Origin of the sequence: Halomonas sp. BN3-1, from assembly GCF_003056325.1 — a bacterium.
Classification (GTDB): domain Bacteria; phylum Pseudomonadota; class Gammaproteobacteria; order Pseudomonadales; family Halomonadaceae; genus Halomonas; species Halomonas litopenaei.
Map to the genome: position 1 here is coordinate 292,191 of NZ_PYVV01000005.1, position 26,844 is coordinate 319,034.

General features: G+C 65.5%; 25 protein-coding genes and 1 rRNA gene. 6 read left to right on the forward strand and 20 right to left on the reverse strand.

Translation table 11 applies throughout. The annotated features are described in order from the left end of the window. Nucleotides 1–81: 81 nt before the first annotated feature. Nucleotides 82–999, reverse strand: a complete 918-nt coding sequence (locus C9F12_RS09445) for a nuclease-related domain-containing protein (protein WP_045993302.1) — start codon at nt 997–999, stop codon at nt 82–84. A 165-nt stretch (nt 1,000–1,164) separates the two neighbouring features. Between C9F12_RS09445 and C9F12_RS09450 the strand changes: the two genes are divergently transcribed. After that, entirely contained in the window at nt 1,165–2,049 is an 885-nt protein-coding gene (locus C9F12_RS09450; RefSeq protein WP_108448693.1) for an NAD-dependent protein deacetylase, read from the forward strand. 35 nt (nt 2,050–2,084) lie between these two features. Here C9F12_RS09450 and C9F12_RS09455 read toward each other — a convergent pair whose 3' ends face one another. The 11 genes from C9F12_RS09455 to dksA form a co-directional block, all read right to left on the reverse strand. Further along, nucleotides 2,085–2,459: a translation initiation factor Sui1 gene (locus C9F12_RS09455; RefSeq protein ID WP_045993300.1), complete on the reverse strand. Its 375-nt coding sequence runs from the start codon at nt 2,457–2,459 to the stop codon at nt 2,085–2,087. Between the two features lie 31 nt (nt 2,460–2,490). Further along, on the reverse strand, nt 2,491–2,871 hold the full coding sequence (gene panD / locus C9F12_RS09460; protein WP_045993299.1) for an aspartate 1-decarboxylase: 381 nt from the start codon (nt 2,869–2,871) through the stop codon (nt 2,491–2,493). 11 nt (nt 2,872–2,882) lie between these two features. Continuing rightward, on the reverse strand, nt 2,883–3,731 hold the full coding sequence (panC, locus tag C9F12_RS09465; RefSeq protein WP_108448694.1) for a pantoate--beta-alanine ligase: 849 nt from the start codon (nt 3,729–3,731) through the stop codon (nt 2,883–2,885). Between the two features lie 10 nt (nt 3,732–3,741). Next, nucleotides 3,742–4,533, reverse strand: a complete 792-nt coding sequence (gene panB / locus C9F12_RS09470; RefSeq protein WP_045993297.1) for a 3-methyl-2-oxobutanoate hydroxymethyltransferase — start codon at nt 4,531–4,533, stop codon at nt 3,742–3,744. A gap of 205 nt (nt 4,534–4,738) precedes the next feature. Beyond that, entirely contained in the window at nt 4,739–5,257 is a 519-nt protein-coding gene (gene folK, locus C9F12_RS09475; protein WP_045993296.1) for a 2-amino-4-hydroxy-6-hydroxymethyldihydropteridine diphosphokinase, read from the reverse strand. 5 nt (nt 5,258–5,262) lie between these two features. Beyond that, entirely contained in the window at nt 5,263–6,669 is a 1,407-nt protein-coding gene (pcnB, locus tag C9F12_RS09480; RefSeq protein ID WP_045993295.1) for a polynucleotide adenylyltransferase PcnB, read from the reverse strand. 1,125 nt (nt 6,670–7,794) lie between these two features. Continuing rightward, the gene (locus tag C9F12_RS09485; protein ID WP_108448695.1) at nt 7,795–9,189 is read right to left on the reverse strand and encodes a sigma-54 dependent transcriptional regulator; all 1,395 of its coding nucleotides are present in this window, start codon (nt 9,187–9,189) and stop codon (nt 7,795–7,797) included. Further along, nucleotides 9,167–12,163, reverse strand: a complete 2,997-nt coding sequence (locus tag C9F12_RS09490; protein ID WP_108448696.1) for an ATP-binding protein — start codon at nt 12,161–12,163, stop codon at nt 9,167–9,169. The genes C9F12_RS09485 and C9F12_RS09490 overlap by 23 nt, the downstream gene beginning before the upstream one ends. Next, nucleotides 12,153–12,329 carry a hypothetical protein gene (locus tag C9F12_RS22810; protein WP_045993292.1) on the reverse strand — a complete coding sequence of 59 codons (177 nt, stop codon included), beginning with the start codon at nt 12,327–12,329 and terminating at the stop codon, nt 12,153–12,155. The genes C9F12_RS09490 and C9F12_RS22810 overlap by 11 nt, the downstream gene beginning before the upstream one ends. A 7-nt stretch (nt 12,330–12,336) precedes the next feature. After that, nucleotides 12,337–13,254 carry a tRNA glutamyl-Q(34) synthetase GluQRS gene (gene gluQRS / locus C9F12_RS09495; RefSeq protein ID WP_108448697.1) on the reverse strand — a complete coding sequence of 306 codons (918 nt, stop codon included), beginning with the start codon at nt 13,252–13,254 and terminating at the stop codon, nt 12,337–12,339. Between the two features lie 118 nt (nt 13,255–13,372). Continuing rightward, nucleotides 13,373–13,810, reverse strand: a complete 438-nt coding sequence (gene dksA / locus C9F12_RS09500; protein WP_045993290.1) for an RNA polymerase-binding protein DksA — start codon at nt 13,808–13,810, stop codon at nt 13,373–13,375. A 283-nt stretch (nt 13,811–14,093) separates the two neighbouring features. Here dksA and C9F12_RS09505 point away from each other — a divergent pair, with 283 nt between their 5' ends. After that, entirely contained in the window at nt 14,094–15,260 is a 1,167-nt protein-coding gene (locus C9F12_RS09505) for an aminotransferase class I/II-fold pyridoxal phosphate-dependent enzyme (RefSeq protein WP_108448698.1), read from the forward strand. Then, complete coding sequence (gene sfsA / locus C9F12_RS09510; RefSeq protein ID WP_108448699.1) at nt 15,257–16,018, forward strand: DNA/RNA nuclease SfsA; 762 nt, start codon at nt 15,257–15,259, stop codon at nt 16,016–16,018. Before C9F12_RS09505 ends, sfsA begins: the two co-directional genes overlap by 4 nt. A 25-nt stretch (nt 16,019–16,043) precedes the next feature. Here sfsA and C9F12_RS09515 read toward each other — a convergent pair whose 3' ends face one another. The 7 genes from C9F12_RS09515 to C9F12_RS09545 form a co-directional block, all read right to left on the reverse strand. Next, nucleotides 16,044–17,378 (reverse strand): sigma factor, encoded by a 1,335-nt coding sequence (locus tag C9F12_RS09515; RefSeq protein WP_162816429.1) that lies wholly within the window; start codon nt 17,376–17,378, stop codon nt 16,044–16,046. Continuing rightward, complete coding sequence (locus C9F12_RS09520) at nt 17,368–17,838, reverse strand: DUF4426 domain-containing protein (protein WP_162816430.1); 471 nt, start codon at nt 17,836–17,838, stop codon at nt 17,368–17,370. Before C9F12_RS09520 ends, C9F12_RS09515 begins: the two co-directional genes overlap by 11 nt. A 107-nt stretch (nt 17,839–17,945) precedes the next feature. Next, nucleotides 17,946–18,542, reverse strand: a complete 597-nt coding sequence (gene metW / locus C9F12_RS09525) for a methionine biosynthesis protein MetW (protein WP_045993286.1) — start codon at nt 18,540–18,542, stop codon at nt 17,946–17,948. Then, the gene (locus tag C9F12_RS09530) at nt 18,532–19,707 is read right to left on the reverse strand and encodes a homoserine O-acetyltransferase (protein WP_045993285.1); all 1,176 of its coding nucleotides are present in this window, start codon (nt 19,705–19,707) and stop codon (nt 18,532–18,534) included. Before C9F12_RS09530 ends, metW begins: the two co-directional genes overlap by 11 nt. A gap of 63 nt (nt 19,708–19,770) precedes the next feature. Then, entirely contained in the window at nt 19,771–20,364 is a 594-nt protein-coding gene (locus C9F12_RS09535) for a YggT family protein (protein WP_045993284.1), read from the reverse strand. A gap of 20 nt (nt 20,365–20,384) precedes the next feature. Beyond that, entirely contained in the window at nt 20,385–21,209 is an 825-nt protein-coding gene (gene proC, locus C9F12_RS09540) for a pyrroline-5-carboxylate reductase (RefSeq protein ID WP_045993283.1), read from the reverse strand. Between the two features lie 78 nt (nt 21,210–21,287). Further along, nucleotides 21,288–21,983: a YggS family pyridoxal phosphate-dependent enzyme gene (locus tag C9F12_RS09545; protein WP_108448702.1), complete on the reverse strand. Its 696-nt coding sequence runs from the start codon at nt 21,981–21,983 to the stop codon at nt 21,288–21,290. A 66-nt stretch (nt 21,984–22,049) separates the two neighbouring features. Here C9F12_RS09545 and C9F12_RS09550 point away from each other — a divergent pair, with 66 nt between their 5' ends. Next, nucleotides 22,050–23,156: a type IV pilus twitching motility protein PilT gene (locus tag C9F12_RS09550; RefSeq protein WP_108448703.1), complete on the forward strand. Its 1,107-nt coding sequence runs from the start codon at nt 22,050–22,052 to the stop codon at nt 23,154–23,156. A gap of 29 nt (nt 23,157–23,185) precedes the next feature. Here C9F12_RS09550 and C9F12_RS09555 read toward each other — a convergent pair whose 3' ends face one another. Next, nucleotides 23,186–24,319 (reverse strand): anhydro-N-acetylmuramic acid kinase, encoded by a 1,134-nt coding sequence (locus tag C9F12_RS09555; RefSeq protein ID WP_108448704.1) that lies wholly within the window; start codon nt 24,317–24,319, stop codon nt 23,186–23,188. Nucleotides 24,320–24,497: 178 nt separating this feature from the next. Here C9F12_RS09555 and tyrS point away from each other — a divergent pair, with 178 nt between their 5' ends. Next, nucleotides 24,498–25,700 (forward strand): tyrosine--tRNA ligase, encoded by a 1,203-nt coding sequence (gene tyrS, locus C9F12_RS09560; protein ID WP_045993280.1) that lies wholly within the window; start codon nt 24,498–24,500, stop codon nt 25,698–25,700. 1,029 nt (nt 25,701–26,729) lie between these two features. Beyond that, nucleotides 26,730–26,844: ribosomal RNA gene (locus C9F12_RS09565) — 16S ribosomal RNA — on the forward strand; the annotation flags it as partial.

Here is a 26,844-nt window from a genome sequence, read left to right on the forward strand (position 1 = left end):
CTCATTTACACCCCGTAAACTGCGCTTTCTCACCGATTTTTGCCTTGTCTAACCTTCGCTCGTCGACTTTTCGGACAGAGCCTAGATGGACGGGCCTTCCAGGTGGCCAAGTTCCCGCGTCAGTGTTCGCCGGTTCAAGGCCTCGATGACCCGGTCGTGCAGCGTCGGATCCATCGGCGCGATACCAGGGCAGGCGTCGGTCAGATGGGCGGCCAGGCCTTCGCCGCTGACCACGGCAAGATCGTCGTCGGGGACCTCACGTTCGATCTTCCAGCCGGGCAGGGCAAGGATGCCCTTGACCGGCACCGGCTGCCCCAGTTCGCGACATAGCCAGGAAGCGACCCAGCGGGTGGCCTGGCGGGCCTTGCGCTGGGGGCGTCGCTCCATCCAGCCGGGAAAGCGCAGGCGCTCGTGCTCGACCACCACGGTGTCCTCGGTCTCGCCGGCGGGACTGATGGCCGGGGTGCGGGCACGGGTCTCGATGACGAAGACGGCGTGGGGGGTGATCGCCACGTGGTCGATCACGAAGGTGTCGGCGGGTACGTCGTGGAACACGAAGTAGGGGTGGGCCTCGGGGCGAATCAGGCGTTCGAGTTCCTGGCCCACGGCCAGTTCGCAGGCGAGCCCCAGCTTCAGTCGACGGATACGCTGGTAGTCACGCATCAGTCGGAAGCTGACCACGATCGCCAGCAGTGTGCACAGCACACCGTAGAGCGCCCATTCGATCCAGTTCTGGTGGCGCGAGAACAGCATCCTGCCCATGCCGTAGACCAGTGGGGTCAGCACCAGTACGGGGCCGAGGGCGGCGTTGAGGAACAGGGTGGCGAAGGCGCGATCCAGCCGATCGCGCAGGGCCTGCCCAGGCTCACGCAGTGGATGGGCGTCGAACGGCGAGCGTACTCGCGCGTCGTGCAGGCTTCGGAGTGCCACCACCACCGTGGCGGCCGCCGCGAGGGGGAACAGAAAGAACAGCGGCAGCAGGTAGTCCAGCCAGGCCATCGGCACTCCTTGCCCGTGAAGAATCCCGTCCATTGTAGACAACGACGTGCCTGTTGGGCCATGGCGCCCTTGGTCTTATCGATCGCCCGGGGGTAGTCTTGGCCATGGGGGCAGGGCCGGCGGGCCTGTCCCGGGTGCTGGTGCGCGGTCACAAGGGGAGGAGCAATGACGAATGTCGGCGGCGGTAGCGAGGCTCGAACTTGCGTCAACCGAGAAGCGTCAGCGTCGGCGATGGATGCGCTGTACGCTCTCGTCTGTCGTCACCGGCGCATCGCCGTGCTCAGTGGCGCCGGCATCAGCACCGCCAGCGGTATCCCCGACTATCGCGACGCCCAGGGCGAGTGGAAGCGCTCGCCGCCGATCGATCATCGCGACTTCATGTCTCGCCACGCCTCGCGTCAGCGCTACTGGGCGCGGGCGATGATCGGCTTTCGGGTGCTCAATGAGGCCAGTCCCAACGCGGCGCACCGGGCCATCGCCGAGCTTGAGCTGCGCGGCAAGGTCTCCGGGGTGATCACCCAGAACGTCGATGGACTGCACCAGCGCGCGGGCTCCCGGCGGGTCATCGATCTGCACGGCAGGGCGGATCTGGTGGTGTGCATGAGCTGCGGTGCGCGCCAGATGCGCCATGCCCTGCACGATGAGCTGGCACGCTGCAATCCGCAGTGGGTGGCGCAAACGTCGCCGGTGCGGCCTGCGCCGGACGGCGATGCGGATCTGGAGGCGGACTTCTCGAGCTTTCGGGTGCCCTCCTGTGGCCGCTGTGGCGACGGTATCTGGAAGCCCGATGTGGTGTTCTTCGGCGACAACGTGCCAGCGGCGACGCTGGCCAGCGCCCGAGGGCTGCTCGAGGACAGCGACGCCCTGCTGGTGGTCGGCAGTTCGCTGATGGTCTATTCCGGCTTTCGCTTCGTGCGCGAAAGCGTGAAGGCGGGACGCCCGGTGGCCTGCATCAATCTGGGGCGCACCCGCGCCGATGAACTGTTCGACGTCAAGCTCGAGGCCCCGGCCGATCAGGCGCTGGAAGCGCTGGTCCGGGACCTGGGCTAGGCGCCGGCCCAGCCAGTTTTCAGACGAGCCAGAGCTCAGCCTCCGGCCAGCTTGACCCTGTAGCCTTTCTTCTCCAGGGCGTCTTTCAACACCTGGCGATGGTCGCCCTGGATCTCGATGACGCCGTCCTTCAGCGCGCCACCGGTGCCGCAGCGCTTCTTCAGCTCCTTGGCCAGGGCCTTCAACTCCTTGTCGGCAAGCGGCACGCCGTCGATGGTGGTGACACCCTTGCCCTTGCGCCCGCTGGTTTCCCGGCGGATTCGCACCACCCCATCCAGGCTGGCCAGGCGCGCCTGGTCCTGGATCTCGTCGCAGCGGCAGGCGTCCTTCGGTTCACGGCAGTCCGGGCAGATGTCGCCGTGTTCGGTGGAGTAGACCAGCGAGCCGAGTTGTTCCTTCAGCGATGCCATGGTGGTGCGCTCCTGTCGGGGTGCGGTCGAATCAGGCCAGCTGGACCGGGATGGCGTTGCTGGTGTGGCTGATCTCGTTGCCTTCCTGGAGGTAGACCAGGGAGGGCTTGTGCTGGTCGAGTTCGCTGTCGCTGTAGTGGGCGTAGCTGCAGATGATCACGCGCTGGCCTTCGCTCGCCAGGTGGGCCGCGGCGCCGTTGACCGAAATCACCTTGGAGCCTTCCTCGGCACGGATGGCATAGGTGGTGAAGCGCTGGCCGTTCTCGACGTTGTAGATCTGGATCTGTTCGTTTTCGCGGATACCGGCGAGGTCGAGCAGTTCACCGTCGATGGCGCAGGAGCCTTCGTAGTTGAGCACGGCGTGGGTCACGCGAGCCATGTGCAGCTTGGCCTTGAGCATGATGGTGTACATCTAGGGGGCTCCTATCGAGGTAGCGTCACAGTGAGGTTGTCGATCAGTCGCGTGGCGCCGAGACGGGCGGCCACCAGCAGGATGGCGTCACGGGTGGTGGCGGTCACCGTGCCGAGGTCGCGGGCGCGCAGCTCCAGATAGTCGGGAGCAAAGCCGTGGGAGGCCAGACGCGCGCGGCCCTCTGTCAGGCTGGCGTCGATGTCGGCGCCGGCCTCGAGGCTGCGCGCAAGCATTGCCAGGGTGGCCTGCAGTTCGGCGGCGGTGGCGTGCTCGGCCTCGCTCAGGTAGCCGTTGCGCGACGATAGCGCCAGTCCCGAGGCCTCGCGCACCGTGGGCACCCCGACGATCTCGATCGGCATGTGCATGTCGCGGACCATGCGGCGAATGACCGCCAGTTGCTGGTAGTCCTTTTCGCCGAAGCAGGCGAGGTCAGGCTGGACGATATGGAACAGCATGCTGACCACGGTCGAGACGCCGTCGAAGTGGCCGGGGCGGGCGCCGCCACACAGGCCTTCGCTGACCTCGGGCACCCGCACCAGGGTCTGGCCGTCGAGGCCGTCGGGGTACATGGTCGCCGGGGTCGGGGTGAAGACCATGTCGCAGCCGGCGGCCTCGAGCTTGGCCAGGTCGGCCTCTAGGGTGCGCGGATAGTTGTCCAGGTCTTCGCTGGGGCCGAACTGCAGCGGATTGACAAAGATCGAGGCGACCACCAGGTCGCAGCGCTCGCGGGCCGCTTCCACCAGCGCCAGGTGGCCCTGGTGAAGGTTGCCCATGGTCGGCACCAGGCCGATGCGGGCACCACTGCGGCGGTGAGGCGCGAGCGCTTCGCGAAGCTTGGCGATGGCGGAATGGACGTGCATCGCAGACCTCCTAGAAGCAGTGCTCGGCAGCCGGGAACTCCCGCGCCAGCACCGCTTCGTGGTAGCGACGGAAGGCGCCTTCGATGTCCTCGGCTTCGGCCAGGAAGTTCTTGACGAAGCGCGGGGTCCGCCCGTGGGTCACGCCGAGCACGTCGTGCATCACCAGGATCTGGCCGTCGGTGTCGGGGCCGGCGCCGATACCGATCACCGGCACTTCCAGAGCTTCACTGACGGCACGACCGAGACTCGCCGGCACGCACTCCAGCAGGATCACCGAGGCGCCGGCCTCGACCAGCGCCCGGGCGTCCTCGAGGATACGGCTGGCGGCTTCGGCCTCGCGTCCCTGGACCTTATAGCCACCGAGCTGATGCACGGTCTGGGGGGTCAGCCCCAGATGGGCGCAGACGGGCACCCCGCGACGGGTGAGTTCACGGATGTCATCGGCCATCCAGCCCTCACCCTCGACCTTGACCAGCTCGGCGCCGGCCCGCATCAGCGCGGCGGCGTTGTCCAGCAGGCGCTCGCGACTGGGATTGCCCATGAATGGCAGATCGACCATCAACAGGCTGTCGCCCTTGCCGCGTGCCACGCAGCGGGTGTGGTAGAGGATGTCGTCCATGGTGACCGGCAGGGTGCTGTCGTGCCCCTGCAGGACCATGCCAAGGGAATCCCCGACCAGCAGCACGTCGATGCCGGCGCGCCCGGCGGCGGCGGCAAAGGAGGCGTCATAGGCGGTCAGGCAGCTGAAGGGTTCACCGGCGCGCTTGCGAGCCTTCAGCGAGCTCAGGGTGACGGAAGTCATGGCGTGTTCTCGTGTTGGCGGTGGGGCGACTTCTATGACCGCCCCAGAGTGATCACCGCGGATTGTTACCGATGGGTGAATCTGTGTCGATAGGTAACGTTGACCAAGGCAGAGCAGGGTTCAAGGTAACAGCGACCAAAGTGGTAGAGGTCGATCGGCGTCTAGTGAGTGCCTGGAGGCTTCGGGCCACCTGGGCTCCAGGTGCTCAGCGAACGGCCTCGGTGGCGTTCAATGGGGATAGATCACCCGAGGTGAGGGCGCCGTTCCAGCGCTCGGCCAGCGATGCCAGGGTCTGACCGTCGGGCAATCTGAGGTCTGTGGCGATCTCGGCCAGCGGCAGTACCACGAAGGCGCGGTTTACCAATTCCGGGTGTGGCAGCGTGAGGCGCGGGTGGCGCCACTCGGCGTTGCCCATCCACAACAGGTCGAGATCCAGGGTGCGGGGCCCCCAGTGGCGCTGGCGTACGCGTCGATGACGTTGCTCCAGCGCCTGCAGTTGGTCGAGCAGGGCCAGCGGCGACAGCCGGGTGTGGAGTTCGGCCACGGCGTTGACGTAGTCGGGCTGGTCCTGGGGACCGACCGGGCGGCTGGCGTACAGCCGAGAGGCCGCGACTCGACGCGTCAACGGCAGCCGGTCGAGCTCCTCGAGAGCCTGCTCGACCTGACGACGGGGGGCGTCGAGATTGCTGCCGAGGCCGATAAAGGCCTGGGTATGGCGCCCCACCTGGTTCACTCGTCCGACTGCGGCGGTTGTTGCGGGCGCGGCTTGCGCCGCCGGCGACGGCGCTTGCGCGGGGCGGCGGTGCCGGCAGGGTCGGCGCCTACCTTGCCCAGCAGACGGCGCTGTTCGTGCTCGTCGGCTTCCTGAAAGGCGGTCCACCAGTCACCCAGTCCCGGTTCGAGTTCGCCGGCGGCCTCGCGCAGCAGCAGGAAGTCGTAGGCGGCACGGAAGCGCGGATGGTCACGGGTCTGGAAGGCACGCTTGCCACGACGTAGCGGCAGACGCTGCTGCAGGTCCCAGATGTCTCGCATCGGCATGCTGAAGCGCTTGGGCAGTGATACGTGCTGCAGCTCGCGGCTGATGACCTGCTGGGCGGCGGTCTGCAGGGCCGGAACGGGAGGCATGCCGTCGGCCTCGAGATCACGCTGGCGCAGCTGCACCGGCCCCCACATGAAGGCGGCCAGCAGGAAGGCGGGCGTGACCGGGCGATCCTCGCGAATGCGACGGTCGGTGCTTTCCAGTGCCTGCTCGATCAGCGGCTCGGCCCAGGGTAGCTCGGCCATGCACTCGTCGGCTTCGGGGAACAGCATCGCGAACAGGCCATAGTCCCGCAGCAGACGGAAGGTGGTCAGACCCTCGCCGGACAGGAACAGCTTGAGGATCTCGTCGAATAGCCGCGCCGGAGGAATCTGCAACAGCAGCGGCGCCATCTCGGCGATCGGCGCCTCGGTATCCGGGGCGATATCGAAGTCGAGCTTGGCGGCGAAGCGGATGGCCCTGAGCATGCGCACCGGGTCCTCGCGGTAGCGGGTCTCCGGGTCGCCGATCAGGCGCAGGGTACGCGACTCGATGTCGTCGACCCCGCCGGCGAAGTCATGCAGGCTGAAGTCGGCAATGCTGTAGTACAGGGCGTTGACGGTGAAGTCGCGACGCAGCGCGTCTTCCTCGATATTGCCCCAGACGTTGTCGCGCAGCAGCAGGCCGTCATCGGACTGGGAGGCGACATGCTCGCCGTGGTCGTCACGGGGCTTGCCACGGAAGGTGGTGACCTCGATGACCTCGCGGCCGAAACGCACGTGCACGATACGGAAGCGACGGCCGATGATGCGTGAATTGCGAAACAGCTGCTTGACCTGCTCCGGCGTGGCGTCGGTGGCCACGTCGAAATCCTTGGGAGCGATCCCGAGCAGGGAGTCACGCAGGCAGCCTCCGACCAGATAGGCTTCGTAGCCGGCGTTGTGCAGGCGGTAGAGCACCTTGAGGGAGGCTTCGCTGAACTGGCGACGGGACACGGGGTGTTCGTCGCGTGTGAGTACGCGGGGCATCGGCGGTCCTGCGGCGGCTTCCTGAGCGCCGAACAGCGACTTCAAGTGCTCGCCTGGGCTCTGTAGAAAGCGGGTAAATCCTTTGATCATGCGGCGATTTGGACTCGCGGGGTACGGAAAGGTGATGAGTGTAGCGGACGCTCCCGGCCTTGCAAAGCGCAGTGGACAAAGCCGCTCGGGTGTCAAGGACGACAGTCGGCGCAGTGTTCGTGCTGCGAAGAGGCGCAAAAGGTCCGGTTGCCCATGGCGATTGAGCCCTTGGGGGCTGTCTCGTCTGGCGGGGCAACGACTGGCTTGACGCTCGGAGGCCAGACAGCAGAAGGGGAGGCCAAGGGCCTCCCCATCAAAGCAGGATGCAGCGTCCGTGCTGCTAATTTTTCTTCGTGATGGCGCATCGCCTTGAATACGCACCACAGTCACCAAGGAGTTTCAGGCAAGCAATGATGTTGTTGTTATTGGCGCTCCTGACGGCGACCGTCTCGTATTCAAAACAATAGTCCAACCACGACGGCATGGGATCATGCCTCCTCCCGGATTATTGGCATTGTTGCCGGGAGTGCGCTCTGACGACCCTGTTGTTCTTGTTGGTCGGTCATCGTTGGCGCGTCGCGTCCTGGTACTCCGGGCCTCGTCGTCTTGTTGTTGTTCGACGAGTGATAGCTCCGCAGGTCCGTATTGTTGTTGTCAAGGCTGCGGTGCCTAGTGCCCAATCCGCCTGCTTCACCTGGAAGCGTTGTTGTTGTTGTTGGGGCGGCGGATTCGATCGTGGCGGTGCAGGTTATTGTTGTTGGCTGCCCACGATCGCCGGAATTTGTTGTTCTTGCCCAGACTTACTGCAGTTGTCGTGCCTACTTTGATTTTTTTCTTTTTTATCAGCCGCTTGCTTCATTGTCGTTGGTTCGAAGCAAGCCGCCGGGTCATTTGTGTTACCTCGGGCTACCCATTTTGGCGCACTCCCCTGTGTGGGATGGTAACAACCGGTGCATCAAGAGGTAGCTGGCGTGCAGGGCCTACAATGCCTGTATTGATCGCTACAGACACTTGCACCATGGTCGAATGAACCAAAGCAGGGGGCATGGCAGGAAGCGGCAGGCAAGGGCGAGCCGAGGGGTGAGTCGAGGGGTGAGTCGAAGGGAGGGCAAGGTGAGCGGCCCAAGGGAGGCCGGGGCGAAGCGCGGGGCGAGGGCCCCAGGGTGTTGAGCCTGTGGTCTCGCGTCAGTGGCGCCGCGCCGCCTTCTTGCGCGGGATGCCCAGACGCTGGCGGCGCTCCCACAGGCACTTGCGTGAAATTCCCAGCTTGTTGGCCAGCTCCGTCTCGCTCATCTGGTCCTGATGTTCGAGTACGAAGTGCTGGAAGTAGTCTTCCAGCGACAGGTCGTCCTCGGTAGCCGTGTCGGATCTTTCGGAGGCGGGCGCCTCCAGTGACGTGGCTGCCTCCTTGGGGGGACTGGGCGGGCGCGTTACCGGCACCGTTGCCAGGCCCAGGTCGTCCGGATGGATCAACTGGCCTTCAGCGAGGATCACGCCACGCTCCAGGGCATTTTCCAGCTCCCTGACGTTGCCTGGCCAGGGGTAGTCGGCGATGTCCCGCCGTGCGGCGCGAGACAGGTGCAGACCGTCGCGGGCGTGGCGCTTGCAGGCCTTGGCCAGCAGCACGTCGGCAATCTCGAGAATGTCGTCCTCGCGCTCGCGCAGCGGAGGCAGGTCGATCTGCATGACGTTCAAGCGGTAGTAGAGATCGAGACGGAAGTCTCCGCTGCGTGACAGGGCGCGCAGGTCACGGTGGGTGGCAGCGATCAGCCGAACGTCGACGTGGCGCGTCTCCACCGAACCGATGCGGCGTATCTCGCCTTCCTGCAGCACCCGCAGCAATCGGGCCTGGGCGTCCAGCGGCAATTCGCCGATCTCGTCGAGGAACAGGGTGCCGCCGTCGGCGGCCTCGACCAGTCCGGTACGCATGGCGCTGGCCCCGGTAAAGGCGCCCTTCTCATGACCGAACAGCTCAGATTCGATCAGCGTCTCGGGGATGGCTGCACAGTTGACGCAGACCAGCGGCGCCTCGGCACGGCGGCTCTGCTGGTGCAGGGCCTTGGCCACCAGCTCCTTGCCGGTACCGGATTCACCCTGAATCAGTACCGTCACGTCTGCCGGGGCGGTCTTGCGGATACGGGTGTAGACCGCCTGCATCGCCGGGCAGTTGCCGATCATGGTGTGGCGCCGTCCACCCTCGTCGGCGATGGCGGGCGGCGTGCTGCGCTGACTCGCCTGGCGGTGCAGTACTCGAGCCACGGTTTCCAGCAGTTCATCATGATCAAACGGCTTGGCGACGTAGTCCACCGCGCCGAGTTTCAGCGCATCCACCGCCGAGCGCATGCTGGCGTAGCTGGTCATGATCAGTACCGGGCAGGGGGCGGCGGCCTTGATCAGGTCGGTGCCGGGTGCACCGGGCAGGCGCAGGTCGCTGATGATCAGGTCGTACTCGCCAAAGCCCTGCCCGCATGCCTGCTCCACCGACTCGCATTCGCACACGCGGTGGTCGTGGCGTTCGAGCAGGCGGCGCAGGGCGCTGCGGATGATGGCTTCGTCTTCAACGATCAGGATTCGGCTCATGGATCGGCATATCCCCGGCAGGTCGATGGACATCGGGAGAAGGTAACCATACCTGAATTCTGGTGCCACCGGCCTGCCCCGGCAGGGGCGACTCCACCTCGACCTTGCCCTGGTGCTCGGCCACGATGCTTACCACCAGGGCGAGACCAAGACCGGTACCTTGGCTTGGCGGCTTGGTGGTGGTGAAGGGCTCGAACAGGTTTTCGCGCACGCTGGGATCGATGCCGGGCCCCTGGTCGGTGACCGACAGCCAGTGACGCTCACCTTCCTCGCCGGCGTCGATGACCACTAGGCCGTTGGCCGGGCTGGCGTCACGAGCATTGCTCAGCAGGTTGATCAATACCTGCAGCAGGCGCTGCTCGTCTCCCGTGATGTCGAGCCGCGCCGGACAGCGATTGTCGTAGCGAACATCGTCGCTCTTGCGGGCCAGCTTGAGCAAGTGCAGCGCCTGGTCGGCCAGATGCCTGGCCGATACCGGCGCGAAGTCGCTGCCGGTGACGTGGCGACCGCCGTGGGCAAAGCCCACCAGTGAGCCAACGATACGCGACACGCGCTTGGTCAGTGTCTGGATCTGTTCGGCGGTCTCGAGCACGTGGGGATCCGTGGTGTCATAGCGCAGGTTCTGGGCCAGCGATGAGATGCCGGTGATGGGGTTGCCAATCTCGTGGGCCACGCCGGCGGACATCTGGCCGATGGAGGCGAGGCGAGCCGCGTGGATGAGTTCGTTCTCCAGCCATTTCATCTCGCTGTGGTCCTCGACCAGGATGACCGTGCCACCAGCGGCGTCTGCCGCCGGCTCGTCCACCAGGCTGGCCTTGAGCAGGCTGACGTAACGCAACCCCCGGGGCAGCTCCACAGCTTCCTGGTAAAGCCGGTCCTTGTCGCTTTCCAGAATGGTCCCGAGCAGCTCGGCCCAGGGCGCGGGCAGGGCCTGGCGATGGGCGCCAATGATCTCCTCGCCGGAAATCTCGCTGAGCTCGGCCAGGGCGTCGTTCCACATCAGTACCTCGCCGTCGTCACCGAAGGCACACAGCCCGACAGGCAGTCGCGTCAGCATGCGGCGATGGTGACGTCGCAGCTCATCGAGTTCCCGCGCGAGGCCAGTGAGGCGAGATCGGTAGGCCTCCAGGCGGCTTTCGACGAAGTGGATATCTTCCTTCGGCACTCGCCCATCGCGCCGATAGGGCAGGTAGTGATCGACGATGTCCTGGGCGACCGATGGGCCCATCAGGCCGGACAGGTTGGCCTGGATACGGTCGCGCAGACGTCGCAGCGCGTAGGGCCTGGCATCCTTGGCAGATTGATGGAGGCTTGCCAGCGCCCGGGTCACTTCGCGCTCGGCGACCTCGTCGCCCAGCGCCATGGCCAGGCGCCGCCTGACGTCATCACTGTCGGCCAGATTCAGCGGCAGGCGCTTGGGGCGGATGACCGCATCCACCGAGCAGGCCTCGGCGGCCGCTCGTTCTCCGGCGGAGGTGGGGGTGATCAGCGACACCAGAATCAGGCTCAGGCCGTTGACGCCAAGCGATACCAGGGCGACCGGGTACCAGGCGGGCGAGTCGGTGACAGCCTCGTCGCCGAGAAGCCCGAGCAAGGCGTCCAGCGGCGCAAGCAGCGGCGGCAGGTCGCTGAGCAGCGGCAGCCACAGGCCGGCACACCAGATCGCCACACCCAGGCCGAGGCCGGTCATCACCCCCTTGCGGTTGGCACCGGGCCAGTACAGCAGGGCCAGCAGACCCGGCAGACACTGAGCCATGCCAACCACCGCCACCAGCCCCAGTCGGGTCAGCTCGGTATTGGCGTCGACGGCCTGGGCGAACAGCCAGCCGGCGAGAATGATGGCGCCGATCAGGCCGCGCCGTAGCCAGCGTAGCCAGCGATAGAGGTCGGGGTGCTCCACCGGGGGATGGGCGACCAGCACCAGATGGTTCAGCACCATTCCGGCGAGCGCCAGCGCGCTCAGGATCAGGGTGCCGCAGGTGGCGGCCAGTACCGCGACAAAGGCCAGGGCGGTGACGGCGGGGCTATCGGACAGCGCGAAGATGACGTAGGCGGCCCCCTGGATATCATCGGCCACCCCCATGCGCTGACCGGCCCACAGCACCAGCGGCACCGGCAGTGCCATCAGCAGCAGCACCAGCGGCAGCCCCCAGCCCGCGCTGAGCAGGGTTCGGCGACTGAGCGGGCGGGCGAAGGTCACGTGAAACATGTGGGGCATCAGTAGCGCAGCGGCGAAGAACAGCAGCAGCAGGGTTCTCCATTGGGCGGCATCGAACTGGCTCGCCTGTGCCTGGTGGACGCGGCCGGGCCCGTCCAGCCAGTGCTGCAGGTCGCCGGGGCCGTCGAAGATGGCGTAGAGCGCAAAGGCGCCCAGCCCGAGAAAGGCGACCAGCTTGATCAGCGACTCCAGGCCGATGGCGGCGGTCAAGCCGTCGTAGCGCCGATGGACGTGGGTATGACGGGCGCCGAACAGTATCGCGAACAGTGCGATCAAGGCACACAGCATCAGCGACAGCAGGCCTGGAGAGGCAGCGTCGGTGTAGCGATGGATGGCATGCCTCATGGCCTCCACCTGCATCGCCAGCAGCGGCATGACCGCTACCAGGCTCAGCAGGGTGACGCAGGTGCCGACCCAGCGGGAGCGAAAACGAAAGGCGAACAGGTCCGCCAGAGAAGACAGCTGGTGGGTTCGCGTCATGCGCTGCAACGGCAGCAGCAGGACCGGTGCCAGCACAAAGGCGCCGGCGGCACCCAGGTAGTAGGCGAGATAACCAAATCCCCGCTGGTGGGCCACGCCAAGACTGCCGATCACCGCCCAGGCGTTGGCGTAGACGCCCAGGGCCAGGATGCCGATCAGTGGGTGGTGGACCAGCCGCCGCGGAATCCAGCCGCGCTCCACCGCGCTGGCGGTAGCGAACAGTGCCGACAGGTAGCCAAGCCCCAGCAGTACAAGGGAGACGAGCTCAGCGCTCATCCAGCGCTCGCTTCTGCTCGAGCCACAGCGTCAGGGCGATCAGTGCCCCCCAGATCAGGAACGGGCGGTACCAGGCGTTGCCGGGCTGGCCCCAGCCGGTCATCAGCAGCGGCGAGAGCAGATACCCGCAAAACACAAGCAGCAGCATGATGCGGTAGACGTACATGGCAGGCTCACTCGTTGGTGTCAGCGTCGTCGCCGTCCACTTGCAGCCCCTGCGAGGCGATGTCTGCGCGGGGGATCTGTCGAGGACGCCAGCGGCGGCAGGCGGCCTCGAGCTGCTCGGCCACCGGCGCCTCGCTCGCCGCCGGGTCGGGGGACTGCCCCAGCAGTGCCAGGGTGGCATGCAGCAGCCGGCGTACGTCACGGGGATCTTCGGGCAGTGGTCGGGCCAGGTTCTGCTTGGACAGCTTCTGCCCATCCTGCCCTATCACCAGCGGCAGGTGAAGGTAGCGCGGCGGCTCGGCACCGAGGGCTTCGAGCAGCTGCAGCTGCCAGGGGGTGTTGTCGAGAAGATCGGCGCCGCGCACCACGTCGGTGATGTTCTGGTCGATATCATCCACCACCACCGCCAGCTGGTAGGCCCAGAGGCCGTCCTTGCGCTTGAGCACGACGTCACCCAGGGCGGCAGGGTCGAAGCGCTGCAGACCCTGCAGCCGATCGTGCCAGCTGACCGGGCGCTGCCCCAGGTCGCTGCGCAGGCGCCAGGCCTGCGGGGCCTCGGGCTGGCATACGCCGTCGCGGCACCAGCCTGGATAGATGCCGTGGTCCCGCCACTGCTTGCGCGAGCAGCTGCAGGGGTAGGCCATGCCCTGCTCGGTCAGCCGCGCAAGGGCACGTGCATAGGCGTCATGGCGATGACTCTGGTAGCGCACCTCGCCGTCCCAGGCGAGGCCAAAGGTCTCGAGCTGGCGCAGGATGGTATCGACGCTGCCAGGAGGGCAGCGGGGGGGATCGACATCCTCGATGCGCAGGCTCCAGCGGCCTTGCTGGCTACGCGCATCCAGATAGCTCGCCACCGCGGCCACCAGCGAGCCGGCGTGAAGCGGTCCTGAGGGGGTGGGGGCAAAGCGACCATGGACGTGGTGCATGGGGGCTCCAGCGCTATCGGGAACAGGCAACCCTCGTGAACAGGCAGCCGCGGGGCAGGTGATCACGCAAACGGGCACCCTGAGGTGCCCGTTGTCGAAGGTCCGGCGAGGGGGGGGATCAGCCGCCGAGCTGCTTTTCCTTCAGTTCGGCCAGGGTCTTGCAGTCGACACAGAGGGTGGCGGTGGGACGCGCTTCCAGGCGACGGATGCCGATCTCCACGCCGCAGGCATCGCAGAAGCCGTAGTCGTCCTCATCGATCATCTCGAGGGTCTCGTTGATCTTCTTGAGCAATTTGCGCTCGCGATCGCGGGTCCGCAGCTCCAGGCTGAAGCCCTCTTCCTGGGTGGCACGGTCAGCCGGGTCGGCGTAGTTGTTGGCCTCTTCCTGCAGATGGCGAACAGTACGGTCGACTTCTTCCATCAGCTCCTGCTTCCAGCCAAGCAGGATCTGGCGGAAGTGCTCGAGCTGCTTCTCGTTCATGTATTCTTCACCCGCCGCCGGCTCGTACGGGATGAACTTCTTGGGCGCTTCCGGTTTTTTCTGTGCAACTGGCATGGGATTGCCTCATTACTTTAGTGACTGCTGATCAATACCCCACGCTAGGCTAAGGTATCTCACGCCAAAGGGAAGGTTGTTTAGCGGATATTTGGCCGTAGTGCAATACTTTTGCGCGATAACTACCAGTTTTCTCCCCGAAAGTCGTAGCCCGCATCGTCCGGATCAATGATTGGCGTCCTGGACGGTGACGGACGGCGACCAGGTTCCATGTTTCAATACCTCCATTGGACCATCAAGCAGGGCTCGGGTTCGCTGCGGGCCGCGATCAAGAGAGGAAGCCATGAGCTTTAACGCCAGGGTCGAAGGGGTCGCCCCTTTCCGTGTGATGCATCTGCTGGAACTTGCTCAGCAGCGCGAGGCGGCCGGCGAGGACGTGATCCATCTGGAGGTCGGCGAGCCGGACTTCTCGACCCCACCTGCGGTGCGCGAGGCCGGCCACCGTGCCCTGGACGAGGGACGCACCCGCTATACCCCTGCCACCGGTATTCCTGCGCTTCGCGAGGCGATTGCCGGCCACTATCGTGAGCACTTCGATGCCGAGGTGGCGCCGGAGCGGATTATCGTCACCCCCGGTGCGTCCGGGGCGCTGCTGCTGGCGAGTCAATTGCTGGCGGGGCCCGGAGACGGCGTGCTGATGGCCGACCCGAACTACCCCTGCAATCGCCACTTCATGGCGCTGGCCGGCGCCCGGGTAGACGCGGTGCCGGTAGGGCTTGATAGCGGCTGGCAGCTGAACGCCGAGCTGATCGAGCGGCATTGGCGCGACGATACGCGCCTGGCGATGCTGGCCTCGCCGTCCAACCCCACCGGCCATGTGCTCGAGCGCGCGGCGCTCGGCGCGGTGGTGGACGCGGTGGCCGAGCGTGGTGGTGAACTCTTGGTGGACGAGATCTACCAGGGGCTCAACTACGGCATGGCGCCGCTGTCGGTGGCGTCACTCAGTGACCGGGCCTTTATCGTCAACAGCTTCTCGAAGTACTTCGGCATGACCGGCTGGCGCCTGGGCTGGCTGGTGGCGCCCGAGGACGCCGTGGAGCCGCTAACACGGCTGGCTCAGAACGTCTTCCTGGCCGCCTCCACGCCGGCCCAGCACGCGGCGCTGGCCGCTTTCAGCCCTGAGTGTCAGGCGTTGTTCGAGGAGCGCCGGCGAGAGCTCCAGACACGCCGGGACGCCTTGCTGGAAGGGCTGTCGCGGCTCGGCCTGGCACCGTCGCTGCCGCCCCAGGGAGCCTTCTATCTTTGGCTCGACATCTCCGCCTACAGCAACGACAGCCAGGCGTTCTGCCTGCGCCTGCTCGAAGAGGAGAACGTGGCGATTACCCCGGGGACCGACTTTGCCCTGCAGGGCGGCGAGCACCACGTGCGCATCGCCTTCACCACCGAGGTGCCGCGTCTGCAGGACGCCCTGGCGCGTCTGGAACGTTTTCTGGCACGGCAGGGCTCATGAACTACCCCACCCTGGTCGGCGGCGTATTGCTGCGCCGCTACAAGCGATTTCTGGCCGATGTGCGCCTCGACGACGGGCGCGAAGTGGTCGCCCACTGCCCCAACACCGGCTCGATGCGCGCGGTCAATGTTCCCGGCGCCCGGGTCTGGCTGTCCCCCAGCGACAATCCGGCGCGCAAGCTGGCCTGGACCTGGGAACTGATCGAACTGCCGTCTGGCGACGCCCAGGCCGGTGCTGCGTCGGCGTTGGCCTCGGTGCATACCGGGCGAGCCAACCGGATCGTCGAGGAGGCCCTGCGCTCGGGGACGGTGGCCGAACTCAGGGATTATTCGGCGATCAAGCGCGAGGCCAAGGTGGCCAACGCCCGGCTGGACTTTCGCCTGGATGATGACGAGCGCCCGAGCTGCTTCGTCGAGGTCAAGCAGGTCACCCTCAAGGAAAGCGATGGCCACGGTTACTTTCCCGACGCGGTCAGTGAACGTGGGCGCAAGCACCTGGAAAGCCTGGCGCAGCTGGTGGCCGAGGGGAAGCGAGCGGTGTTGCTGTTCCTGGTCGCCCACGAGGGCATCGACGATGTCGCCCCGGCGATGCACCTGGATCCGGGGTACGGCGATACCCTGAGACGGGTGATGGCCGAGGGCGTCGAGGTGCTGGCCTACCGCATCCGCGCCCGGCGAGACGACCAGGGCAGGCCACTGGCGCTGACCCTGGATGCATCCTTGCCGGTGCGGCCGATGGCGCAGTTCGTCGAGGCCTGAATCGGCGCTTCTGTGAGGGGCGGGTTCAGTCTGCTGCAGACGGGCGGCAGTCGGGCAGGGCCGCGAGGACGCGCTGCATGGCGGTGTCGCCCTTGGCTCCCTCGCTGACCTGTTCCCACCACTGACGATGGATGCCGCGGACGCGCACCTCGACCCGTGGTATGCCGATCACCTGGGCCATGGCCATGCGGTGCAGCCCCTTGTTGATCTTGACCAGCTCGCCGTGCCGATCCACCGCCGCGCCCAGACGGTCCTTTCCGAGGCCATTGTCGAATCCGAAACAGGCCATGGCCTCCATGTACAAGAGGTAACGGCGCAGATAGGCGAGGACGCGTTCGGGACGATCCAGCACCATGCCGTCGGAGTGCGAGGCCACCGGCTTGCCTCTGGCCAGGCGTTCGGCCAGCTGGTGGTAGCTGCGGCTCTGGCTTGGGTCGCGACGGTGTGCCCAGATGTCGGCGATGAAGTGCATGCGACGGCTCGACAGGGCGTGGGTCGTCGACAGATCCCAGTCGCCGTCCCATAACAGGCGATCGCTGATCCGGTGACGCTCGCGCCGATCCGGGAAGGAGCGTGGATAGTGGATCTGCTTGAGCAGCCGACGCGGGTCGACGCTGACGTCCAGGGCCTCGCCGTAGCGTGATTCGATGCCGCGTCGGGGCAGGCCGCGGGCCTCGAGGGGCCGGCTGCCCGGGGCCTCGGACAGCCACAGGCGCAGGGCCAGGTGCTCCAGCGGCAGTGTCAGCGAGCGATTGATCAGTCCCTTGGCCCGCTGGGCCAGTCGTGACAGGCTCATGCGCGGGCCCAGACTGGGATCGTACAGGCTGGGGTCGGCGGGTTCGCCGCCGGGCGTCAGCGGCATGTCGCGGCTGGCATCCAGCAGGCTGATGGCACAGCACAGTCGTGCCTTCAGGGCATCATCCACCGACGCCGGAGGCAACTGCTGGTACAGCGCCATCAAGGCGTCCAGCGTCGGGCGCTGGGCATCCGTCAGCGGAGGCGGCAGAACGACGCGGTCGACATCGAGCCGCCAGGGCGTGGCATCGGCCGGCGTGGCCAACGCCAGGCGCTGGCTCGCCAGGCGCGAGGCGAACACCTGCATCAGCCACGCATGGGGGGACTCGGCGGCGGGGTCGAAGCGCCAGACGTTGTGCCATGCCAGCACCAGGGTGTCGTGGATCACGTCCTCGACATCCCTTGGCGCGTCGAGAAAGTGGCGGGCGATGGCGGTCAGGTGAGGCACCGTCAGCCTGGCAAGGGTCTCGAGGCCGCCGGTGGCGCCCTGAGCGCACTCTTTCAGGGCGTCGCCGACCGCCGAGGTGACGGGTAGCGCGGAAGAGAAAAGGGTATCACTGGTCACGATAGAACCGTTTCAAGAAGCTGACTGCCTCGGGGGAAGCGTTGCGGTCAAGCTGCAGCGAGAGCCGAAAGCGCATCGGCGCACTGGTGTCGATGGCGAAGGTGGCGTAGCGCGAGATGCCATCGCCTTCCCGCAGAGTGCGAAAGGCCAGAGGTGTCTCGCCGGGCTTGCCCACCACCGAGACGCTGCCTTCGGTGGCGACGTTGAGGGCCTGGCCATCGGCGTCGCGAACGCTGAGGCTGACCAGGCCCTGGTGCGGGCTGCGCTGGATATCCAGACGGCGGGCCATCTCCTCGGGGAGAAAGTCGGTGGTGATGGCGCTGTAGTGCGCTTCGATATCGCCGAAGCGCTCGAACTGCTGGGCCTGGGCTGGCGCCGTCGGCAATGCCTGCAGCGCCAGCAGCACCAGCAGAGACAAGGCGAGCGCGTATCGTCGGTGGCTGGCTCGATTGACGTTCATCTCATCCTCCTTGGCAGCAGGCCTGCCTGCTGACGTCCGACCCATTACGGCCTTGACCCTCGGCCCATCCTGTCGCGCCGAGGCCTGTGGCGCGCCCGCGCCAGGTGTCAGCCGTCGCGGCTCACGCGAAAGATCGCGATCTCGCCAAACAGGTTGGGCCACAGCCGTGACAGCCGTCTACCTTCGTGGTCCTTGATGCCCACCGCGCGGTCGACGATGGTCACCCCCTTGTCACGACACAGCGCCTCGAAGTCATTGAACGTCGACAGGTGGATGTTGGGGGTGTCGTACCAGGCGTGGGGCAGCGACTTGGACACCGGCATGTAGCCGCGTAGCCCAAGATGGACCCGGTGGCGCCAGTAGGCGAAGTTGGGGAAGGTGATGATGCATTCCCGGGCCACCCGCAGCATTTCGTCGAGCATGCGGTCGGGGCGGCGCAGCGCCTGCAACGCCTGGGTCATGATCACCAGATCGCAGGCATCATCCTCGAAGTTGGCGAGTCCTTCGTCGAGGTTCTGCTCGATGACGCTGACGCCCTTCTCGATGCAGGCGGTAATGCCGTCAGGATCGATTTCCAGACCGTAACCGGTGACGCCCTTGTCGCGCGCCAGAGCGTGCAGCAGGGTGCCGTCACCGCAGGCCAGGTCGAGCACATGAGCACCCTCGGGAATCCAGCCGTGAATCAGGGTGAGGTCAGAGCGCATGGTCGGCCTCCTGGCGTGACGGCAGCTTGAGGTCATCGGCGACGCGTCTCATGAAGCCGGCGAAGATCGCTTGATAGCGCGGCTCCGGCATCAGGAAGGCGTCATGGCCGTGGGGCGAGTCGATATTGGCGTAGCTGACCGACTTGCCGGCACGAATCAAGGCGTTGACCAGCTCCTTGGAGCGTGACGGCGGGAAGCGCCAGTCGGTGCTGAAGCTGACCACCAGGAACGGACACTCAGCCGGGGCCAGGGCCTTGGCCAGGTCGCCCTGGTGGGACGAGGCCGGGTCGAAGTAGTCCAGCGCCTTGGTCATCAGCAGATAGGTGTTGGCGTCGAAGGAGGTGGAAAAGGCGTCGCCCTGGTAGCGCAGGTAGGACTCCACCTGGAACTCCACGTCGAAGCCGAAGTTGAGGTCTTCGCTGCGCAGATCGCGGCCGAACTTCGAGCCCATGGCGTCTTCGGACAGATAGGTAATGTGGCCGACCATGCGCGCCAGCTTCAGTCCGCGACGGGGCAGGGTCTCGTGATCGGCGTAGTGGCCGTCGTGGAAGTCGGTGTCCGAGCGAATGGCCTGACGCGCGACCTCGTTGAAGGCGATGTTCTGCGCCGACAGCTTGGGCGTGGCGGCGATGACCACCGCGTTGGCGATGCGTTCCGGATAGGCCAGTGACCACTGCAGCACCTGCATGCCGCCCAGGCTGCCGCCGACGACGGCGGCGAAGCGGCTGATGCCCAGCCGATCGGCCAGGCGAACCTGGCTGTCGACCCAGTCGCAGACGGTGACCATGGGGAAGTCCGGCCCCCAGCGGCGGCCGGTGTCCGGGTTGATGCTGGAAGGCCCGGTGGAGCCGTGGCAGCCGCCGAGGTTATTCAGCGAGATGACGAAGAAACGATCGGTGTCGATGGACTTGCCGGGACCGATGTGGGCGTCCCACCAGCCTGGCTTGCGATCGGCCTCGTCGTGATAGCCCGCGGCGTGGTGGTGGCCGGACAGGGCATGGCAGATGAGGACCGCATTGCTGCGGTCCTGATTGAGGGTGCCGTAGGTCTCGTAGACCAGGTCGTAGGCCGGCAGCGTCTTGCCGCAGACCAGGGGCAGAGGGTCGTCGAAGTGCGCCACCTGCGGCGTCACCAGTCCGACCGAATCGCGAGTCGTCTCGGGCATCAGTCGTGTGTGTCCAGTGAAAGTTGGTGTTGTCGTGGCCGTGTACGCGAGCGTTGGTTGAGCCTAGAGCCCGACCAGCATCCCGGAGATACCGGCGGCCCGGACCAGCGAACCCACCACGATGCCATCGATCAGGTTGATGCCGATGAACACCACGATGGGTGACAGGTCGAGCATTCCCAGCGGCGGAATCACCCGGCGTACCGGCGCCATGATCGGCTCCACCAGTTGCATCACCAGCAGCGCGCCGGGATGGCTGGCGTTGGGGGCGACCCAGCTGAGGATGATCATCACGATCAGCGCAAAGAAGTAGATCTTCAGGATCGCGCTGGCCAGGGCCGCGACGCCGGCGATGGCCAGGCCATCGAGCCTCGGCATGCCGACACCGGCCAGCTGCAGCAGGATGATGATGCTGATCACCTTGACCAGAAAGCCCGCGGCCAGGGTGGCCAGGTCAAAGCGGCCCATCACCGGGCCAAGCACGCTCTGGAAGGGACGCACCACCGGCTGGGTAATCTTGACCACCGACTGGCTCAAGGGGTTGTAGTAGTCCGCCTTCGAGGCCTGCAGCAGAAAGCGCAGCATCAGCAGGAACAAGAAGATGTTGATCAGGGTGTTGACCAGCAGCAGGCCAGCGTTTCCCAGTTGACTGCCCATGTGGGCTCCTCCGTCTTTGATTAACCCTTGCCGAGTTCGGCAGACATTTCCTGGGCACGCTTGGCACAGGCTTGCATGGCGCCGTCGAGCGCCTGCCGCAGTCCTGCCTGCTCCAGATATTCGATGGCCCTCTCGGTGGTACCCCCCGGGGACATCACATTGCGTTTCAGTTCACCGGGATCACGGTCGCTCTGCATCGCCATCGAGGCGGCCCCGTAGGCGGTCTGCATCGCCAGTCGGCGAGCGCTTTCTGCGCTTAGCCCGAGTTTGACGGCGGCCTCCTCCATGGCCTCGAACATCAGGAAGAAGTAGGCCGGTGCACTACCCGAGACGGCGGTGACCGCTTCCAGCAGGGCTTCGTCTTCGACCCATTCGATGATGCCGACGGACGTCATCAGCTCGCCGACCAGGGCGCGCTGCTCGTCGCTGACGCGCGGGTTGGCATACAGCCCGGAGGCACCGGCACCGACCAGCGACGGAGTGTTGGGCATGCAGCGGACCACCGCCAGGCCGCCACCCAGCCATTGTTCCAAGGTCTCGGCGCTGAGGCCAGCCGCCACCGACACGATCAGCGGCCGACGCTTTTGCACCGACTCCCGTAGAGTCTCGCACACCTGGCGCATGATCTGTGGCTTGACCGACAGTACGACCACGTCGGCGTGCTCGATCGCCGCCAGATTGTCGGTGGTGGTATGGATGCCCAGGCGCTCGGCGAGCGGCGCCAGGGTGGCGTCACGGGTGGCGGTGGCGGTGATGGCATCGGCAGGGTAGCCGCTGTGCACCATGCCGCCGAAGATGGCGCTGGCCATGTTGCCGGCGCCGATAAAGGTCACGTTGCTGGCCATGCGGGGCTCCTTGAAGGGTAGGGCATTGGATATTCGGACAAACAGGGTAGCGTCACCAGGCCTGTCGTGGCGACGGGCTCACTGGCGCGAGCCAAAGATCGCGGTGCCCAGGCGCACGATGGTGGCGCCCTCGGCGACGGCGGCCTCGAGGTCGGCACTCATGCCCATGGACAAGGTGTCCAGCGGTGCGTCCGGCAGCTCTCGACGCAGCGATGACAAGGCCTCGGCCAGTAGCCGGAAGGGCTCGCGCTGCGCTTCTGGGTCTTCGCTGGGGGCCGGGATGGCCATCAATCCGCGCAGACGCACGCGAGGCAGCGCCGCCGCCAGGCTCGCCAGCTCAGGCAGCTCCTCCAGGCTGACGCCTGATTTGGTTGCTTCGCCGCTGACGTTGACCTGCAGACAGATATTCAGTGCGGGAAGGCCATCCGGGCGCTGATCGCTCAGGCGCTGAGCGATCTTGGCACGATCGACACCATGGACCCAGTCGAAATGGCTGGCCACGTCACGTGTCTTGTTGGATTGCAGCGGTCCGATGAAGTGCCAGTGTATGCCAGGGCAGTCGCCCAGTTGGGCCTGTTTATCCAGCGCTTCCTGTAGATAGTTCTCGCCGAAGTCGCGCTGGCCCAAGGCATAGGCATCCCGGATCATGTCGGCTGGCTTGGTCTTGCTGACCGCCAGCAGCAGGGCCGCGTCGGGCGCTCTTCCCGCCGTTGCAAGTGCCTGAATCAGGCGTGTTCGGGCTTGGGTCAAGGATTCGGCAATCGTCGTGGTCATCGGCCTGGGTCTGTCCTATCGTGGGGCTCCCTGCCCCCGAGTCGGGGGTTCAAGCCTGGTAAGCCCATGGATATTACCGAACTGCTGGCACTCTCGGCAAAGCAGGGCGCCTCGGATCTGCACCTGTCGGCGGGACTGCCACCGGTGATGCGCGTCAATGGTGAACTGGAGCGTCTGCCTGGCCCGCCGATGGCCGACAGTCAGGTCAGATTGTTGCTCGAGTCGTTGATGGACGAGGAGCTGCGCGAGCAGTATTCGCGCACCCACGAGGCCGACTTTTCCCACCAGATACCGGGTCTGTCGCGTTATCGCGTCAATGCTTTCGTCCAGCAGCGCGGGGCGGCGGCGGTCCTGCGTACCATCCCCGATCGCATCCCGACGCTTTCAGAGCTGGGGATGGGCGAGATCTTCGAACGTCTTGTCGCCCTGCCGCGGGGCCTGGTGCTGGTGACCGGGCCCACCGGGTCCGGCAAGAGCACAACGCTTGCGGCGATGATCGACCATATCAACCGCCACCGTCGCGACCATATCCTCACCATCGAGGATCCCATCGAGTTCATCCACCACAGCCAGCAGGCGCTGGTGTCCCAGCGTGAGGTACACCGCCACACCGAGGGCTTTGCCGTCGCCCTGCGCAGCGCCCTGCGCGAGGATCCCGACGTCATTCTGGTCGGAGAGATTCGCGACCTGGAAACGGCCCGCCTGGCCATGACCGCGGCCGAGACCGGGCATCTGGTATTTGCCACCCTGCATACCGCCTCCGCGGTCAAGACCATCGATCGGATCATCGATGCCTTCCCGGGTGATGAAAAGAATGCGGTGCGGACCATGCTGTCGGAGTCGTTGCAGGCGGTCGTCTCCCAGGCGCTGCTGCCCAGCAGCCGGGGCGGGCGAGTGGCGGCACGCGAGATCCTCTTGATCAATCAGGCGATCCGTCATCTGATCCGCGAGGACAAGTTGGCCCAGATCTACTCATCGATGCAGACCGGCGGCCAGGCCGGCATGCAGACCCTTGACGCCGACTTGGCGAGACTGGTGGCGTGTGGCGAGGTGGCGCCGGAGGATGCCCGGCGCCTGACGCGTGAATCTCTGGTCGATAGCGCGCCGAGCGCCGGCTGGAGCGGCGGGCAGAACGAGGGCTGGGTGAGCCCCCAGGGCGAAGGCTGGGGGTGAGGCGGTGGTTCAGAGCCAGTCGTGACCCTTTAGCGGGCGTAGAGCCCGCCGAGCACGCGCTCTGCGCTGGCGCCGGTGACCGACGGCAGGTTGCCGGGTTGCAGATTCAGTCGGGCATGGGCCAGCCAGGCAAAGGCGGCGGCTTCCAGCCAGTCGGCCGGCCAGCCCAGGGATTCGCTGTCCAGTAGAGTGGCCTCCGGCAGCTGGCGCGCAAGGCGTGCCAGCAGGTCCAGGTTGCGTGAACCGCCGCCGCAGGGCACCAGGTCGAGGGAGGCAGGGGCGGTAAAGTGCTCCCGCGCCATCTCGATGCCCAGGGCGACGCTGGTGGCGGTCAGTTCCGCCAGGGTGGCCTGGACGTCCTGTGGTGACTCTGAACCGTTCAACTTCGCCTCTGCCCAGTCGAGAGAGAACAGCTCACGCCCGGTGCTGCGAGGCGGTGGGCGGTGAAAGTAGGGCTCTGCCAGCCAACGTTCTAGCAGTGCGGTATCCACCTGGCCGCCGGCAGCCCAATCGCCGTTGGCGTCGAAGGGGGTGCCGCGATGGCGTTGGTGCCAGGCGTCGAGCAGGGCATTGGCAGGCCCGGTGTCGAAGCCCAGCGGGGCACGCGGGTCCGAGGTCGGCGGCAGCAGCGTCAGGTTGGCGATGCCGCCAAGGTTCAGCACCAGCCGCCAGCGTTCGGGGTGGCGAAATACCTGCTGGTGGAAGATCGGTGCCAGTGGTGCGGCCTGACCACCGGCGGCCAGGTCGCGGCGGCGGAAGTCGGCGACCACGGCACAGCGAGTCAGCTCGGCCAGCCGGCTGGGATTGTCCAGTTGCAATGTATAGGGGGGCGAGCCTGGCTGGTGGCCGTAGGGGGCATGCTCGATGGTCTGCCCATGGCTGCCGATGGCAGCGATGTCCTCGGGTTCAAGTCCCTGTTGCTCGAGCAATCGCTGGACTGCCTCGGCCTGGCACTGGCAGAAAGCCTCCTCGGCCCAGGCCAGGTCAGCAAAGCTGACCTGATCGGCGTGGGCCAGTTGCCACAGCCGCTCACGCAGAGCCTGCGGCATGGGAATGCCGACGCTGGCCTCCAGAGCTGCCGTGCCTGTGGCGTCAAAGCGCACCAGGGCGGCGTCGATCCCGTCCATGCTGGTGCCCGACATCAGTCCAATGAAGCGTTGCATGGGCCTTGTCATCTCAACCGGTGGAAAGGTTCATGGTAACATCCCCGCCACTGTCTATACCTGGCGCCGGCGCCGTGACGACGTGCCCCTGCTGACGGGGGCGTCGATGTCCGCGCAAGGGCCGATTGACCAAGCCAAGCCGAGCTGGAAAGCCGAATTGATAAGTGGAGTGAATACCATGAGCGATGTGGACGAGGCCCTTGCGCTGATTCAGCGCGGCACGCACGAGATTCTGCTGGAGGATGAGCTGAAGAAAAAGCTCGCTTCCGGGCGCAAGCTGAGAATCAAGGCGGGCTTCGATCCGACCGCGCCGGACCTGCACCTGGGCCACAGCGTACTGTTGACCAAGATGCGCCAGTTTCAGGATCTCGGCCACGAGGTCATCTTTCTGATCGGCGATTTCACCGGACGCATCGGTGACCCCACCGGCAAGAACGTCACCCGCAAGCCGCTGACCGAGGCCGAGGTCAAGGCCAACGCCCAGACCTACAAGGAGCAGGTGTTCAAGATCCTCGATCCCGACAAGACCGAGGTTCGCTTCAACGCCGAGTGGTTCTCCGAAATGAGCGCCGCTGACATGATCGAACTCGCCGGTCAGACCACCGTGGCGCGGATGCTCGAGCGCGATGACTTCGAAAAGCGCTACAAGGGTGGCCAGGCCATCTCGGTACACGAGTTCCTCTACCCGCTGGTGCAGGGCTATGACTCCGTCGCCTTGAAGGCTGACATCGAGCTGGGTGGAACCGACCAGAAGTTCAACCTTCTGATGGGCCGCGAGGTGCAGAAGCACTTCGGTCTCGAGCCCCAGGTCGTCATTACCATGCCGCTGCTGGAAGGCCTCGACGGCGTGCAGAAGATGTCCAAGTCGCTGGGCAACTATGTCGGCGTCGACGAAGCGCCGGGGGCGATGTTCAACAAGCTGGTATCGATGCCCGACAGCCTGATGTGGCGCTATTTCGAACTCTTGTCGCTCAAGGACAATGCCGCCATCGAGGATCTGCGCGCGCGGATCGAGCGCGGTGACAACCCTCGTGACATCAAGATGGAGCTGGCGCGCGAGCTGATTGCCCGCTATCACGGTGATGAAGCGGCGGCGAACGCACACCGAAGCGCCGGTAACCAGTTGGCGGAAGGTGAGCTGCCCGAAGACCTGCCCGAGGTCGAGGTGGTCTTTGAAGGCAGCGATCAGGCGCCGATTGCGGCAGTGCTCAATCGCTCGGGACTTGCCAACAACAGCGCCCAGGCCAAGGACATGCTGGGTAATGGACGTGTGCGCGTCGATGGCGAAGTGGTGGCCAAGGATCTGATGCTGGCGCTCGGCCAGAGCTATGTCATCCAGGCCGGCAAGAAGCGTTACGCCAGAGTGACGCTGCGCGGCTGATCCGCCGGTGTGACCATCGCTTCCGGGACGCTCGCCACTGGCGGGCGTCCTTCGTTTTGCCACCCGCCTGCCTGCGACCTGTCCACAGGCGGGTGCGAGAAGATGGCTGTGGGTAACATGAAGGCGCGAGTCGTGGGGCAGGCGAAGGCCAGGGCCAAGGCTGGCGCAGCAAGGAAAGCTGGCGCAGCAAGGAAGGTGCATCAAGCAAGGTGCAGCAGGCAAGGTGCATCAAGCACGGCGCAGCAAGGAAGAGACGCAGCAAGGGTGGCTTGGTAACGACAGGTGCGGCTCCCGGGGGCTCAGCGGGAAGTGAAAGGACAGGCCGGCTCGCTGCACCAATCAGCTATTGAGCAATGGTGTGGAATAGCGCAGTAGAAATAGCGCAGTAGAGACGTGAAGTAGGGGGTGGGTGTTGGAGGCTTCTGACCCATGACAATGTGATGACGCCGGCGTGAAATTTTTTTACACGAAGTGCTTGCCAAGGCCGGCCCCGATCCGTAAAGTACGCATCCGCTGCCGGCGACGAGCAAACGTCACAGGCGGTGAGGGGTGGTAAAAGTGATTGTTTTGAAAAGGCTTTTTCAAGTCTTCGAGAAATTCTCCGCTTGACGGGCAACGAGAAATCGGTAGAATGCTCGCCACTCGATCGGAGTCGCCAAGACGGCATCGCAGGATGCGCGTCAGGCTCGCTTCGCTTTCTCTTGGGTCCTGCAGGCATCGCTTGCACGGCGAAAAAAGAAAGCCTTGACGAAACACTTCGATTCTGTAGAATGCGCCTTCCTCGCAGGGCGCTGCGCCAACAGGCGCTGCAAAGCGAGACGCTCTTCCGGCCAGGTGCCGCAAGAGCAGCTCTTTAAGCTCTCTATAGAGCCCAGAGCACGCTCTTTAATAATTTGATCAGGTAATTCATGTGGGCGCTTGCCGATGAGTCAGTGACACTGTCACTGAAATATCAAGGCAAGCGACTCGTCAAACGAGACGTTTGAACCTTGAGCCAAGTTTGGTCCGCTTAACGGACTATCAGACTTTAAACTGAAGAGTTTGATCATGGCTCAGATTGAACGCTGGCGGCAGGCCTAACACATGCAAGTCGAGCGGAAACGATCCTAGCTTGCTAGGAGGCGTCGAGCGGCGGACGGGTGAG

What these genes read in the sequence shown, in the direction of transcription:
- C9F12_RS09445 (WP_045993302.1), bottom strand. Translation starts at nt 999, where the DNA reads ATGGCCTGGCTGGACTACCTGCTGCCGCTGTTCTTTCTGTTCCCCCTC.
- C9F12_RS09450 (WP_108448693.1), top strand. Translation starts at nt 1,165, where the DNA reads ATGACGAATGTCGGCGGCGGTAGCGAGGCTCGAACTTGCGTCAACCGA.
- C9F12_RS09455 (WP_045993300.1), bottom strand. Translation starts at nt 2,459, where the DNA reads ATGGCATCGCTGAAGGAACAACTCGGCTCGCTGGTCTACTCCACCGAA.
- panD (WP_045993299.1), bottom strand. Translation starts at nt 2,871, where the DNA reads ATGTACACCATCATGCTCAAGGCCAAGCTGCACATGGCTCGCGTGACC.
- panC (WP_108448694.1), bottom strand. Translation starts at nt 3,731, where the DNA reads ATGCACGTCCATTCCGCCATCGCCAAGCTTCGCGAAGCGCTCGCGCCT.
- panB (WP_045993297.1), bottom strand. Translation starts at nt 4,533, where the DNA reads ATGACTTCCGTCACCCTGAGCTCGCTGAAGGCTCGCAAGCGCGCCGGT.
- pcnB (WP_045993295.1), bottom strand. Translation starts at nt 6,669, where the DNA reads ATGATCAAAGGATTTACCCGCTTTCTACAGAGCCCAGGCGAGCACTTG.
- C9F12_RS09485 (WP_108448695.1), bottom strand. Translation starts at nt 9,189, where the DNA reads ATGAGCCGAATCCTGATCGTTGAAGACGAAGCCATCATCCGCAGCGCC.
- C9F12_RS09490 (WP_108448696.1), bottom strand. Translation starts at nt 12,163, where the DNA reads ATGAGCGCTGAGCTCGTCTCCCTTGTACTGCTGGGGCTTGGCTACCTG.
- C9F12_RS22810 (WP_045993292.1), bottom strand. Translation starts at nt 12,329, where the DNA reads ATGTACGTCTACCGCATCATGCTGCTGCTTGTGTTTTGCGGGTATCTG.
- gluQRS (WP_108448697.1), bottom strand. Translation starts at nt 13,254, where the DNA reads ATGCACCACGTCCATGGTCGCTTTGCCCCCACCCCCTCAGGACCGCTT.
- dksA (WP_045993290.1), bottom strand. Translation starts at nt 13,810, where the DNA reads ATGCCAGTTGCACAGAAAAAACCGGAAGCGCCCAAGAAGTTCATCCCG.
- C9F12_RS09505 (WP_108448698.1), top strand. Translation starts at nt 14,094, where the DNA reads ATGAGCTTTAACGCCAGGGTCGAAGGGGTCGCCCCTTTCCGTGTGATG.
- sfsA (WP_108448699.1), top strand. Translation starts at nt 15,257, where the DNA reads ATGAACTACCCCACCCTGGTCGGCGGCGTATTGCTGCGCCGCTACAAG.
- C9F12_RS09520 (WP_162816430.1), bottom strand. Translation starts at nt 17,838, where the DNA reads ATGAACGTCAATCGAGCCAGCCACCGACGATACGCGCTCGCCTTGTCT.
- metW (WP_045993286.1), bottom strand. Translation starts at nt 18,542, where the DNA reads ATGCGCTCTGACCTCACCCTGATTCACGGCTGGATTCCCGAGGGTGCT.
- C9F12_RS09530 (WP_045993285.1), bottom strand. Translation starts at nt 19,707, where the DNA reads ATGCCCGAGACGACTCGCGATTCGGTCGGACTGGTGACGCCGCAGGTG.
- C9F12_RS09535 (WP_045993284.1), bottom strand. Translation starts at nt 20,364, where the DNA reads ATGGGCAGTCAACTGGGAAACGCTGGCCTGCTGCTGGTCAACACCCTG.
- proC (WP_045993283.1), bottom strand. Translation starts at nt 21,209, where the DNA reads ATGGCCAGCAACGTGACCTTTATCGGCGCCGGCAACATGGCCAGCGCC.
- C9F12_RS09545 (WP_108448702.1), bottom strand. Translation starts at nt 21,983, where the DNA reads ATGACCACGACGATTGCCGAATCCTTGACCCAAGCCCGAACACGCCTG.
- C9F12_RS09550 (WP_108448703.1), top strand. Translation starts at nt 22,050, where the DNA reads ATGGATATTACCGAACTGCTGGCACTCTCGGCAAAGCAGGGCGCCTCG.
- C9F12_RS09555 (WP_108448704.1), bottom strand. Translation starts at nt 24,319, where the DNA reads ATGCAACGCTTCATTGGACTGATGTCGGGCACCAGCATGGACGGGATC.
- tyrS (WP_045993280.1), top strand. Translation starts at nt 24,498, where the DNA reads ATGAGCGATGTGGACGAGGCCCTTGCGCTGATTCAGCGCGGCACGCAC.